The sequence below is a fragment of the Paenibacillus koleovorans NBRC 103111 genome, assembly GCF_004000845.1.
GTDB lineage: Bacteria > Bacillota > Bacilli > Paenibacillales > NBRC-103111 > Paenibacillus_AA > Paenibacillus_AA koleovorans.
This window is the reverse complement of sequence record NZ_BIMA01000011.1, coordinates 70,024-82,914: the sequence shown is the minus strand read 5'-3', so window position 1 is coordinate 82,914 and position 12,891 is coordinate 70,024. Positions and strand designations below refer to the sequence as shown.

9 protein-coding genes are annotated in these 12,891 nt (G+C 56.4%); 4 read left to right on the top strand and 5 right to left on the bottom strand.

What is annotated here, in order from left to right:
• Positions 1-1,149, top strand: coding sequence for a sporulation protein YhbH (gene yhbH / locus PKO02S_RS05680; protein ID WP_127580133.1), 1,149 nt, complete (start codon positions 1-3; stop codon positions 1,147-1,149).
• Between the two features lie 77 nt (positions 1,150-1,226).
• Here the strand turns inward: yhbH and PKO02S_RS05675 are convergent, their stop codons facing one another.
• Both PKO02S_RS05675 and uvrA read right to left on the bottom strand, forming a co-directional pair.
• On the bottom strand, positions 1,227-2,246 hold the full coding sequence (locus PKO02S_RS05675; protein WP_127580132.1) for a DUF7309 domain-containing protein: 1,020 nt from the start codon (positions 2,244-2,246) through the stop codon (positions 1,227-1,229).
• A 198-nt stretch (positions 2,247-2,444) separates the two neighbouring features.
• Positions 2,445-4,937 (bottom strand): excinuclease ABC subunit UvrA, encoded by a 2,493-nt coding sequence (gene uvrA / locus PKO02S_RS05670; protein WP_127580131.1) that lies wholly within the window; start codon positions 4,935-4,937, stop codon positions 2,445-2,447.
• A 174-nt stretch (positions 4,938-5,111) separates the two neighbouring features.
• Here uvrA and PKO02S_RS05665 point away from each other — a divergent pair, with 174 nt between their 5' ends.
• Positions 5,112-5,819: a MerR family transcriptional regulator gene (locus tag PKO02S_RS05665; RefSeq protein WP_127580130.1), complete on the top strand. Its 708-nt coding sequence runs from the start codon at positions 5,112-5,114 to the stop codon at positions 5,817-5,819.
• 44 nt (positions 5,820-5,863) lie between these two features.
• Here the strand turns inward: PKO02S_RS05665 and PKO02S_RS05660 are convergent, their stop codons facing one another.
• The 3 genes from PKO02S_RS05660 to PKO02S_RS05650 are packed head-to-tail and all read right to left on the bottom strand — an operon-like array spanning position 5,864 to position 10,699.
• Positions 5,864-6,058, bottom strand: coding sequence for a hypothetical protein (locus PKO02S_RS05660; protein WP_127580129.1), 195 nt, complete (start codon positions 6,056-6,058; stop codon positions 5,864-5,866).
• A gap of 13 nt (positions 6,059-6,071) precedes the next feature.
• A complete protein-coding gene (locus PKO02S_RS05655) occupies positions 6,072-8,996 on the bottom strand; it encodes a DEAD/DEAH box helicase (protein ID WP_127580128.1) in 2,925 nt (974 codons plus the stop codon).
• Entirely contained in the window at positions 8,993-10,699 is a 1,707-nt protein-coding gene (locus PKO02S_RS05650) for a hypothetical protein (RefSeq protein WP_127580127.1), read from the bottom strand. Before PKO02S_RS05650 ends, PKO02S_RS05655 begins: the two co-directional genes overlap by 4 nt.
• Positions 10,700-10,867: 168 nt before the next feature.
• Here PKO02S_RS05650 and PKO02S_RS05645 point away from each other — a divergent pair, with 168 nt between their 5' ends.
• Together PKO02S_RS05645 and PKO02S_RS05640 are read left to right on the top strand one after the other, a co-directional pair.
• The gene (locus PKO02S_RS05645; RefSeq protein WP_127580126.1) at positions 10,868-11,020 is read left to right on the top strand and encodes an AbrB/MazE/SpoVT family DNA-binding domain-containing protein; all 153 of its coding nucleotides are present in this window, start codon (positions 10,868-10,870) and stop codon (positions 11,018-11,020) included.
• Positions 11,021-11,290: 270 nt separating this feature from the next.
• Complete coding sequence (locus tag PKO02S_RS05640) at positions 11,291-12,781, top strand: SpoVR family protein (protein ID WP_127580125.1); 1,491 nt, start codon at positions 11,291-11,293, stop codon at positions 12,779-12,781.
• The last annotated feature ends 110 nt before the right edge of the window (positions 12,782-12,891 follow it).

The following is a 12,891-nucleotide window of genomic DNA, read 5'->3' as shown; positions in this document are numbered from 1 at the left end:
ATGACAGACCCGCTGTTTATCGTCTCTCGGGAGGACTGGTCGCTGCACCGCAAAGGATACCAGGATCAAACCCGACATCAGCAAAAGGTCCGAGAAGCGATCAAACAAAACCTCCCTGATCTCGTGACCGAGGAAAATATCATCACCCAGCACAACCGCCAAATTATCAAAGTACCGATCCGCAGTCTCGACGAATACCGGTTCCGCTACAACCACAACAAAAGCAAACATGTCGGTCAAGGCGACGGCGATTCACAGGTGGGCGATGTGTTAGGCGTAGATCCTTCTTCCCAGCAAGGTCCGGGCAAAGGCGAAGGGGCTGGCGATCAGCCGGGCGAAGATTACTACGAAGCCGAGATTAGTATGGAAGAGCTGCAGGCGATGCTGTTCGAGGATCTCGAGCTGCCCCACCTGCAGGAGAAGCAGAAGGAGAATATCCAGGACGAAGAGATCCGGTTCAACGATATTCGCAAAAAGGGGATCATGTCCAACATCGACAAGAAGCGGACGATCCTGGAGAACTTGCGGCGCAATGCGAACAACGGTAATCCCGGCATCCATCATATTTCCCCGGACGATCTCCGCTTCAAAACATGGGAGGAAATCGTCGTGCCCCGGTCGAACGCTTTGATTATCGCCATGATGGACACATCCGGCTCGATGGGCAGCTTCGAGAAATATATCGCCCGCAGCTTCTTCTTCTGGATGACCCGCTTCCTGCGGACGAAGTACGAGAAAGTGGAAATCGTCTTCATCGCGCACCATACGGAAGCCAAGGAAGTGACAGAGGAGGAGTTTTTCACCAAAGGGGAAAGCGGGGGCACGATCTGCTCCTCCGCCTACCAAAAAGCGCTGGAAATTATCGACCGCCGCTACCCGCCTGCAAACTTCAATATCTACCCGTTCCACTTCTCCGACGGCGACAATCTCACGTCCGACAACGAGCGGTGCGTGAAGCTGATCGGCGAGTTGCTGGCGCGGAGCAACATGTTCGGCTACGGCGAGGTCAATCAGTACAATCGCAGCAGCACTTTGATGTCGGCTTACCGCCACATCCAGCTGCCCCGATTCCAGCACTGTATCATTCGCGAGAAAGGCGAAGTGTACAAGGCGCTGCGCACCTTTTTCACGAAGCCGAAGGAAGCTTGAGCAGCCTATTAATCAAGAAAAGCAACCTCCCGAAGCCCTATAGCTGGAGAGGTTGCTTTTTTACGGAATGGGGCGTATCAGCGCGCCATCATCATTTCCAGCATGCCGTCCACCGCCTCTTCCCAAGCCGGCGTTCGTTCGACAACGGCGCAGCGCAGCTTCAGCTCGGCAACAAGCGGAGCCAAAAAACCGAAGGCATCCTGTCTCAAGGATACCAGCTCGGACGGCACTCCCTTGAGCTGCTCCAGCATCTGAATCAATTGACTGATAGCCTTGGCGGCCATCTCTTCCTGGCGCGCCACAATGGCCGTGAGAATCTGCCCGCTGCCGCCGTCGACAGCAAGCAGAACCATCGGATAATAGGGGCGGTCGCCTTCCATGACGGGACTTGGCAGATAGAAGCAGCCGATCTCCCAGACTCCGTATTGTTTCTGCTTCACCGTTTTCTTCAATTGAGCCATTTGGAACGCATTCAGCTCCGGGTATTCGATTGAGGGCTGCTCGATGTCGGCGGGCTTCAACTTCTCAGTGCTCCAGCTCCGTTCATCAGCCTCATTAGTAGAAGACACTCGGGTAACGATGAATCCCTCTTCCACGTCGAGCAGTTGGTCCGGATTGTCTCGAACCAGCCTCGACACTTCCATCGCCTGCTCGATCGCTACGGTCAAGAAATTCACATCGTTTGTCGTCATCAACGGCCACGGATAATAGCCCGGCTCATTCAGCCGAAAAGTCGGCCAAGCCTGCCTGCCTCTGAATTTCAACCCAAGCTCCTTGATCTGCGCGCGTTCCTGCGTCATCAGGTCCTCCCGATCCTCGAAAGCGAGCATCAGGCAATGCTGCGAGAACATCGAATCGGTCTCACTGCGGCCCAAAAGCATGTCGCTGACCACCTTCAACCCGGCCGTCCCGATATACACCGCCAATCCGTATAATTCTCCACCATTTCCCATGATGCAGCAGTAACCAACCCGATCCGAATCGGGATCCTGTACGCCGAACAGGTGAATGTTCTCCATCCAATCCCAGCAGCCCGCTTGTTTAAAGGTCGCCGCTGTCACGTATAGCTTGCTCCATTGCTCCGTAGTAGGTTTCACTGGTTCCTTCTTCCTCCTCCACATTCACAACCATACACCTATTGTATAATGTACAGGTACAGAAGCCAACTTGCGGCACCTCCGGAAAAAATAGCGTACGGGTCACCTTATTCTGCCGTGCGGGACGTATTCGGGCGAAATAGAGTACAAGACAGCCATTCGTCTCAGCGGCTGACAGGCCCTCGCCCAACCGTTCTATTACCGCACGGCGAGCAGCTCCTTCAGAAACTTGCCCGTATGCGACGCCGCCACCGCCGCCACTTGCTCCGGCGTGCCTGTCGCCACCACCTGGCCGCCGTCCTCGCCGCCCTCCGGACCGATGTCGATGACCCAGTCGCAGTCTCGCACGAGCTCCATGTTGTGCTCCACGGCGATGACCGTGTTGCCTGCATCGACCAGCTTGTTCAGCAGCAGCGACAGCTGCTTGACGTCGCCCAAATGCAGCCCCGTCGTCGGCTCGTCGAGCAAATACAGCGTATGCTTCTTCGACCGCTTGCTGAGCTCCTTCGCCAGACGAATGCGCTGCCCTTCGCCGCCGGACAAAGTCGTCACCGACTGTCCCCAATGCAAGTAGCCGAGCCCGACTTCGCACAGCAGCTGGATCGTCTCCACCATTTTGCCTTGGTCCCCCAGCAACTCCAGGCTCTCCTGCACCGTCATATCCAGCAAATCCGAGATCGTATAGCCTTTGTACATAATGCGCAAAATTTCTTCTTTGAAACGGCGTCCTTTGCAGACCGGGCAGCGTACCTCGAGATTTTCCATGAAATGCATGTCGAGAGTCACCGTCCCGAGACCTTGGCAATGCTCGCAGCGGCCGCCCGGGGTGTTGAAGGAGAAATGCTTCGACGTCAGCTTCTCCCGTTTCGCCTCCGGCAGTCCCGCGAACAAGTTACGGATGCCTGTGAACACATCGGTGTATGTGGCTACGTTGGAGCGCGACATCCGTCCGATCGGCGATTGATCGACCGTAATCCAATGCCCGACATGCTCGAGCCCGGTAATCTTCCCGCAATCGTCCGGCTGAAAGCCCTCTTGGCTGCAAGGCGCGAGCAAGTCGAATAGCAGCGTCGATTTTCCCGATCCGGAGACACCGGTCACCGTAATGAAACAGCCTAATGGAAAATCGACCGTGACATGCTTCAAGTTGCGAGCGTGAGCATCGAGGATTGTGATCGACTGCCCGTTTCCTCGGCGCCGCCGGAACGTCTGCCCCGCCTTCAGGCTCTCTTCCCGCATGCAAGCCCCCGTCACCGACGTCCCGCTCTGCATAAGCTGCTCCAGCGTGCCGGTCCCGACGACATAGCCGCCCAGCTTGCCCGCGCTTGGCCCGATGTCGATAATATGGTCGGCGGCCCGCATCACTTCCGTATCGTGCTCGATCACAAGCACGGTGTTCTCTAGATCCCTCAGTTGCTGCAGTACGCGAATCAGCCCGACCGTATCGCGAGGATGCAACCCGGCCGTAGGCTCATCCAATATATACAACACGCCGGTCAACCCCGAGCCAAGAATGGAGGCCAGCCGCAGACGCTGCGCTTCCCCGCCGGACAATGTTACCGACTGTCGATTAAGCGACAAGTAGCCGAGCCCGACGTCGAGGATGCGTTTCACCCTGGTCGGCAAATCGTTCAGGATCGGCTCCAGCAGCGTCTGGCCGTCCGGCGGCAGCTCTCCCTTGAGCCCGATCACCCAATCCATCACTTGCCCGAGCGGCCATTCCGCCACTTCTGCGATCGAAGCACCTCCTACATACACATCGCGGCTTTGCTTTTTCAGCTTCGCGCCATTGCAAGCCGTGCACTTCGCCTGCCTGAAATACTCGGCCCCCGATCCATTCTCCCTAAACCGTCGCCACAGCCCCGTCAGGATGCCTTCGTATTTTCCGCTGGATACAGTCTTGGGCGGCTTGGCATCCGGGTAGAACCGTATAAATTCTTCGCTCTCGACCCCGTAGTACAGCAGTGCGAGTTGAGCGGGCTCATATTGATGGAGCGGCAGCTCAGGATTGAACTTGAAGCCGTAATGTTTGCCCGCCGCCGCCATGATGCTCACGATATAATCGAGCCAAGCGTCGAACAGCACCTTGACGCCTCCGCCCTTCAAGCTGAGCTCCTCGTCGAACACCATGCCCGTATTCACACTGGACACATGTCCCAAACCGTCGCACCCTTCGCAAGCCCCTTCCTGCGTGTTGAAGGAGAAATACGAATGGGTCATAACCGGCAGCGTCGTCCGGCACTGGGGACACGGCATACCGGGATGCTCGAACGAGTCGTCGGTCAAGTCTTGCTCCATGAACAAATCGAGCGGCGGCGTCACCGTCGTGCCGCAATGCGGACAAGCCCTTTGCCCGAGCCGGGCGTACAGAACCCGCAAGTACGTATAAATGTCGGTCACCGTACCAACCGTCGATCTCGGATTGCGGTTCGTCACATGCTGGCCGATGCTGATCGCCGGCGACAAGCCGGTGATGGCATCGACCTTCGGCTTTTGCAGCGAATCCGTCACCATGCCCATCGATTCCATGAACTGCCGCTGGCACTCGCGCTGTAGCGTGTCCATCGCCAGCGTCGATTTTCCCGACCCGGACGGTCCCGTGATGACGACGAGCTTGTGCTTCGGAATGGACAACGTAACGTTTTTCAAATTGTTCTCTCTTGCGCCTTGAATGACAATCGCTGAACTCACTAGCATTCCTCCTGCAATCGGGGATTGGATTTCGTTTTTCAACCTTATTGTACAACATGCATGCAAATGCTAAAGTTATAGAAATCTAAAGCTTGCAAACCAACACATCTATTTAATATAACCTTGTCATGGTGCTTAAAACTTTTTCACGAAGTGGGAGGCCGCAGAATATCCATGAAAGCCAGACCGATCGACATTGCGCGAAAATTGCATATCAGCACAAGCACGCTCCGCCACTATGAGGCTTGGGGGCTCGTCCCTCCGATCGAACGGGCGGCGAACGGCTACCGCATCTACACCGAGGAGCATATCGCGTACTTTGAAAGCATCCGGGCGATGTACCCGGCGTTCGGCATGGATGTCGTGCGTCAAGCGATGCACAGTCTGATGCGAGGCGATGCCGATGCCGCTTTGTGGGCGGTGAACGAGGCGCAGGCGAAGCTCCGCCAGGACAAAGTGATGGCGGACAAAACGATCCAGCTGCTGGAGTCGAGCGTGCTGGACCATGTCGAAGAGACCGGCGGCACCGGCAAATGGATGTCAATCGGGGAAGTCGCCGCCGAGACGAACATCCCGGGCTCCGCCATCCGCCACTGGGAGAAGGAAGGGCTGATCGCGCCTGGCCGCGATCCGGACAACGGCTATCGCCGCTTCAACCGCGCCCATTTGCGCCAGCTTCTACTCATCCGCACCCTTCGCACCGCCGTCTATTCGCTCGAAGTGATCAAGCAGGTGCTGGAGGAAATCGAACGGCAGGATGTGGAGCACGCCCGCCAGACGGTACGCGATACGCTCCAGTATTTGAACAAGCTGAACCAGGCGCAATGCCGGGGCATTCACTATTTGTACAAGCAGTGCGGGGTGTTGAGGCTGTTGGATTGATTCGAAAAACAAAAGATCCCCTCCATCCGGAAGGGACTGCCCATCTAGCCGATACTCTCGGCCTTCAGCCTAATGGCTTCGTACAATGCTTTCCACTCCTCGGACATTTCCTCAAAGTGCGCAGATTCTTGAAGAAGCTCCGCCCCCGCCTCAGATGTCCTCTTTTCGGGATGCGCTTCCTCGTTCTCCCCCCGAGCAGATTCAGGCTGCCGGGAGTTTCCATTTTGCGAACGCTCCATTTGTCTCGCCCCCTTATTCATCGATCCAGCTTCTTCGCAAGGCGAACAACTCACGCAGCTCCTGCGTGGATAGCTCGGTAATCCAGCTTTCGCCGCCGCCGGCGATTTGACGGGTCAGCGCCAGCTTTTTCTCCATCAGCTCGTCGATTCGCTCCTCAAGCGTACCTAGAGCAATCATCTTATACACTTGTACGTCTCTTGATTGTCCGATTCGGAACGCACGGTCCGTAGCCTGATTTTCCACAGCCGGATTCCACCATCGATCGTAATGGAATATATGGTTCGCCGCGGTCAAGTTCAGCCCGCTGCCTCCCGCCTTGAGCGAGAGAACGAAAGCGCCGCCCGGCCCCGGGGAAGAGCTATTCTGGAAGTTGTCCACCATTCGGTCGCGCTGCCGCTTCGGTACGCCTCCGTGGAGAAAGGGTACGCGCTCCCCAAGCTGACGTTCCAAAACATCTTGGAGTATCTCGCCCATGGTGGTGTATTGGGTGAAAATCAGGCACCGCTCTCCCTCATCCCGAACCGCTTGCACCAGCTCCAACAACCGGGTCAGCTTGCCCGAACGATCCGGATCGACAGTCTGCATCCGTTGCTCTCGATCCTGCGCCAGGAGAGCCGGATGGTTGCAGATCTGCTTCAGCCTCGTAAGCGCGGCCAGGACCAGCCCTCTGCGCTCCATCCCTTCGGCCGCCTCCATGCGTTGGAAGAAGCTCTGGAGGTAAGACTCATACAAGCTGCTCTGCTCGGCGGTCAAGCTCACATAAGTCTTCGATTCATACTTCTCCGGCAGCTCGAGCTGAATGACCGGATCTTTCTTGATCCTCCGCAGCATAAACGGACGCACCAACCGCTGCAGCCTCCCCGTGAGCGACGAATCTGCCAATCGCTCGATCGGACCCGCCAGCGTACGCCTGAAGTGGGACAGGCTGCCCAAGTAGCCCGGATTCAAAACCTCATAAAGCGACCAGAGCTCCGCCAGCCGGTTCTCGATCGGCGTCCCGGTGAGCGCGACCCGGTGCTTCGCTTGAAGCTCCCGTACCGCTGCCGCCTGCTTCGTGAACGTGTTCTTGATGTTCTGGGCTTCATCCAAACATAGAGACGACCACACTGGAGAGCCAAGCTCCTCGGAATCGTAATGGACGGTCATATAGGACGTTAGGACGACGTCGGCCGCTCCGACTTCTGCCTGGAACACCTCGCCTTTCGCTCGTTTTGATCCGTAGTGGACATATACCTGCAGACTGGGGGCGAAGCGCATCAGCTCCTTCTCCCAGTTGCCAAGCACTGAGGTAGGGCAGACGAGAAGCGATGGACCCGCTTCCGGCTCCAGCCTCTTCAGCTCCAGCAAGTAGCTGATCCACTGGACAGTTTTCCCCAGTCCCATATCGTCCGCGAGACATGCGCCAAGACCGAACCGGCGCAAATGCAGCAGCCATGACAAACCCGCCTGCTGATAAGGCCGCAATGTCCCGTTAAAGTCAACGGGCGTTGGGAAAGGCGCCATCCGGGACGGAGTATGCAGCTCCTCCATCAGTCGTTCCAGTTGCTCGTTCAGCTCAACCTCCATGCGAATGCGAATGTGCTCGGACGCAGCTCCGGCATCCTCTGCCGGTTCCTGCCGCTCTGGATCAGGTGCGCCGACCACAAGTTCCTCGCCGCCTGTCAGATGCAGCTCGAGCACTTCGCGGAACGTCATCCCGCTCAGACTGGCTCTCCGGCTCAGCAGCAGCTTCAAATGCTCGATCAAACGCGGATCAAGCGCAATCCACTTTCCGTTGCGGCGTACGAACCGCTGATTCTCATCGACCAGTTGGCGGAATTCCTCCTCACTCAACTCCACATCTCCAAGCGATAGGCGCCAATCGAACTCCAGCAGCTTGTCCATCGTGAACATTGCCGTTCCGGCAGTCGTGCCGAGGCTCCTGAGTTTGGCCCGCAGCTTCGGCTTGATAGAAGGGGCCGGCTCCCACCAAGCGGGCAACAGGACGGTCATTCCCGCTTCGGCCAGCTCCACGCTGATCTGCACGAGGAACTCCCATGCTTGAGCATCCGAAAGCAAAGCCGGTTCCCCGTTCTGAAGAAGACCCGGGGCAACAGCGTCCGCTCGCCGCAAGAGCCTCGAGATGCGGACGACCGCTTCCTCCTGCCATGCTTCAGGCAGTCCCGCATCGCCATCCGCCGCACCGGGCGTGTAAGGAATGACTGTCCGTTCATCGCGCTTGTCCAACAATACAACACGAAGCACCCAGAGCGGCTTGGCCGAATCCGAGTCAACCTCAGGCTCCAGCAGCTGAAGCGACGCCCGGAAAGGACAATCGTCTCTCTTCCATCCGATTGTGCCCAGCCATTCCTCTTCGTCTTCGAGCAGCGAACCTTCCGTCTTGACCGTCAGCTGAGGCTGCCGCTCGACCAATTGTTCGTAGGCCGCCTGAATTTGCGGCTCTCGCTGCAGAAAATCGTCCATAATCGCTTGAAACCACCTGAAAATCGCTTGAGGATTTGACGTTTCTGCCAGCCGTCTTGCCCGATCGGGCGGCAGCGCCAGCCTCCAGGCGATTCTGCCGGAGTCGACCCCCGACTCGAGCGCAGACTCCCGAGCAGGCCGATACCAGCCCTTCTTCAGCGCCTCCAGCAGGATCGGGGCGGCGATCAAACAATCCTTCCATACGGGATCGCCGTTCACTTCCACATGCAGCAAGTGGCCCGGTCGTATAAAATAAGATAAGGCAAGCTCCGGGTCAAGAAGGAGACCCTTAACGCGATTGCGCTCCTCCACAGACACGGTCAGTCCATAAAAAGAAGCGGCATGTTTCCCGAACAGATACGTAATCAGACTAGCGGGCGCGATGTATTCACGAGCCGAAATCCGACTGAGCAGCCACAATCGTCCGTCTTCGAGCCAATGCGCATCCACCGGAATACGTTCCAACGCAATCACTTCGACACCCCCGCTTCCCGCAGCATGTCATGAAAGGTTCGCAGCCGCGAATATTTGTCTTCCAGCAAGCGGAGATATTGTTCCCATCGGGAACGGAGCGACTGCCGGATATAGATCCGTTTTATACGGAGGAGCAAACCAATCGCCTCCGAATAGGCGGTACGATTTTTTCGCTGGAGATATGTCTCAACGCCGCGATGATACCAGGGCAACACGCCGTCCGGCTTTTCCTTCTCGATCCGCTGCAAGACGGAATCAAAATAGTCCCAAGACGGGTCCTGACCCTCCGCCATCTGCAAGTCGCAATAAGCTTCAAATTGTAAAGAATCCAACAAGTATTGCTCATATAACGGCTTGCTATCGGGAAGAAGGCGTTCCACGGCTTGCAAGAACATTCGATCATCGCCGCAGTCCAGAGCAAACCGCGCCGTCAGCTCCAGCAATCTATCGCAGTTCCCCTCCGGCCAGGCCTCCGGATAGGCATAATGCACATACAATCGCTGCAGCCAAAACTCCGCTCTTGCCCACAGCCGATATTCCAAAAACAACTCGAGGACAGGCAGCCATTCGTCCGGCTCATTTCGTCCAGGTATAGCCGTCCATCGTTTCCAGGCTTGCTCGTCTCGGCCCTCCCCCAGATCTAGAGCTATCTCACATTTTACAATTCTAACCAGAAAGGACTGATCCACACTTTGAGTATGGCGGCGAAGTTGATCCAGTTCTCTCCTCTCCTGCATCAGCCAGGCGAAGCGGCTCGATAGACCTAGCCACACCCGGCCATAAACCATCTCCCAATTCACCTCATAGTTATTCCCCGATAGAGCACCGTCGCGTATCCAGGCGAGGGCATACTTCGCATGCGCAGGCGTCCGATCTATCCACTCGGCGAATAAAGAGGCCTGAATCATCACTCCTTCCATCCAGCTCTCGATAGCAGGATGAATGAAGCCGACGGGCTCTCTGCCGCGAAGCAGCGATTGCCTTACTCGCTCCTCGAGACCTCGGAGGATATAGAGCATGGAGAACCAGTGGAGCATCGCCTTATGTTCGGAGCTCCAGTCGCCGCTCAACGACTCGGTTGACTTTTGCACCCGCCATATCCATTCATGTGCCGGTGCCGCCAGCATGACGGGCGCGGCTTGCTCGAGCCATGCGTGCCAGCTCTCCGGCGAATCATCGGGCTTCGGTCCGTTTGGCCATTTTGTCCGTTCCGCAGCTCTCGGGACATTCGGAACACGCGAAGCCGATGTCGGAGACGAAGATGCGGGAGTGTGCTTCGGCACTTGCGACTGATTGAGCTGGTTGAGCTGCTGCAGCCCGCTGTGGGCCCGGTTCTCCACCTTTTTCTGCTTCTTATCGAGCACGCGAAGCTTGTCATTATGATGATCCACCGCCGCGGCTACGAACCTTTCCGGTCTTTCGCCGTGCGCATGCAAATATTGAAGAAAAACAGCCGCGATATGCTTGCAGTACTCCATGGACCCGCATTGACAATGGCTGATGGTCATGAAATGTTTGTGCAGCACTACAGCATGCTCGGCATCCGTGTCCGACACCGTGGCGGCTATTTCCTCCCCGCTGCTGTTCATACCGTCAACCGTTCGCTTCCGGAACAGCTCGAACCCTTCTTCCAGATCGGCCAGCTTCATTTGCTCCAGCAATTCTTCCCGCAGATAGGCAATCACTTCGAACTCCCTATTCATCCTAACAACACTCCATCCGAATATCGGTTCCGTAGACCTACTTTTTTCATAAGTATATCATTTTTTACGTCTATCATAGACCAGCCTCGATTGTCGACACGATGGATTTGAGGTAAACTGGATAATGACAATTGTACATGGAAATGTCATTGCCGAGGAGGTTTGTACATGGATGACCTGAAGGTCAAACTAAGCAAAGAGGGTCGAATCTTAATTCCCTTGGAAATTCGCAAAGCGCTTCAGCTGCATGAGGGGGATGAGTTGATTTTACGGCTGGAGGACGGTGAGTTGAAGCTGCTCACCGAGAAGATGCTATTTTAACCGGACTTATGCGGCCCGTCACTCGTAATCATGGTCTGTCGCTCGGAGACCGGGCTTGTCTGGCGCTTGCGGAAAAGCTGTCGCTGCCGGTCCTGACCGCCGACTCCGCTTGGGTGGGCATACAACTTTCCGTACCTGTGCAACTCATTCGCTAACCATTTTTGTCCTGCCTCTCCCTCTCTCTGCGCAGCTTACCTCCCCTCATCAAAACGCCTAACGCGGAATATAGTGAAGGTAGACGACTATACTGCGATAGAGGCGGGTGTCCCCATGACGAATGACGAAATCAGAGAGCTAGAGCGGTCCATCGACGAAATTACGGAAATCGCCAAAGGCTTCGGACTCGACTTTTACCCGATGCGCTACGAAATCTGCCCGTCGGACATCATCTATACGTTCGGAGCCTACGGGATGCCGACCCGGTTCAGCCACTGGAGCTTCGGCAAGACGTTTCATAAAATGAAAACCCAGTACGACCTCGGCTTGAGCAAAATTTACGAGCTGGTCATCAACTCCAATCCTTGCTACGCGTTCCTGCTGGACGGCAACTCGCTGATCCAGAACAAGCTGATCGTCGCCCATGTCCTGGCGCACTGTGATTTCTTCAAGAACAACGCTCGGTTCTCCAACACGAACCGCAATATGGTGGAGAGCATGTCCGCGACGGCGGAAAGGATCAGCCAGTACGAGATGGAATATGGGACGGAAGCCATCGAGCAATTCCTGGATGCGATTCTGGCGATTCAAGAGCATGTAGACCCTACGTTGATTAAGCCGAGCAATCGGGAATACGGCGCAAGCCGGTTCGCCAAGGAAACGGTGAGAGGTGTCGGCTCGACTAGCAAGGACGGTCCGAACGGACGCCGGGTTGGCGGGGGAGCTACATTCGGACACGGAGCCGGAACGAACGCCGGACGTCCGGCTTCGCTCAGCATGCCGAAGACGACTTACGACGATCTGTGGAGTCTGGATGAAGAGTACCGCAATGCCGAGCAGGCTGAGGTGAAAGCAAGAGAAGCAACCGCCCGCCGGTTCCCGCCCCATCCGGAGAAAGACCTGCTATATTTCCTGGAGGAGCATTCGCCGGTGCTCGAGGACTGGCAGCGCGACATCCTGACGATGATGCGGGACGAGATGTTGTATTTCTGGCCGCAGATCGAGACGAAGATCATGAACGAGGGCTGGGCGTCCTACTGGCATCAGCGCATCGTGCGCGAGCTCGACCTTACGCCGGAGGAGACGATCGAATACGCCATGCTCAATTCCGGCGTCGTCCAGCCCTCCCGGCATAGCTTGAACCCTTACTATTTGGGCATCAAAATATTCGAGGACATCGAGAAGCGCTGGGACCGCGAAAAAATGTTCGAGGTGCGCGAATTCGAGTCCGACTCCTCCTTCGTCCGCAACTACATGACCAAGGAGCTCGTGGAGGATCTGGACCTGTACGTGTTCGAGAAGAAGGGGCAGGAGTGGAAGGTGACGGACAAAGCCTGGGAAAACATCCGCGACCAGCTCGTTTATTCCCGCGTCAACGGCGGTTTCCCCGTGCTCCACGTAATGGACGGCAACCATGCCAACATCGGCGAACTGTACCTGAAGCACTCGTTCGAGGGCGTCGAGCTCGATCTCAAGTACCTGGAGAAGACGCTGCCTTACGTGCAGCGGCTCTGGGGCAAAACCGTCCATCTCGAGACGGTCGTCGAAGACAAGAGCGTGCTGTTCACCTACGACGGCAAGAAACACGCGCGCAAATTTTTGTAGGCTGCCAAAAAGCCGCCACGCAGCAGGGTGCTGTGAGGCGGCTTTTATGATTTTCATTTTCATGATTCAGTAATAATCATTATGTTTCATGGCCCCATGTTTGAATGAAG

Bases quoted from the DNA above. Each gene is read 5' to 3' on its own strand.
- yhbH (WP_127580133.1), top strand. From the start codon at position 1: ATGACAGACCCGCTGTTTATCGTCTCTCGGGAGGACTGGTCGCTGCAC.
- PKO02S_RS05665 (WP_127580130.1), top strand. From the start codon at position 5,112: ATGAAAGCCAGACCGATCGACATTGCGCGAAAATTGCATATCAGCACA.
- PKO02S_RS05660 (WP_127580129.1), bottom strand. From the start codon at position 6,058: ATGGAGCGTTCGCAAAATGGAAACTCCCGGCAGCCTGAATCTGCTCGG.
- PKO02S_RS05650 (WP_127580127.1), bottom strand. From the start codon at position 10,699: ATGAATAGGGAGTTCGAAGTGATTGCCTATCTGCGGGAAGAATTGCTG.
- PKO02S_RS05645 (WP_127580126.1), top strand. From the start codon at position 10,868: ATGGATGACCTGAAGGTCAAACTAAGCAAAGAGGGTCGAATCTTAATT.
- PKO02S_RS05640 (WP_127580125.1), top strand. From the start codon at position 11,291: ATGACGAATGACGAAATCAGAGAGCTAGAGCGGTCCATCGACGAAATT.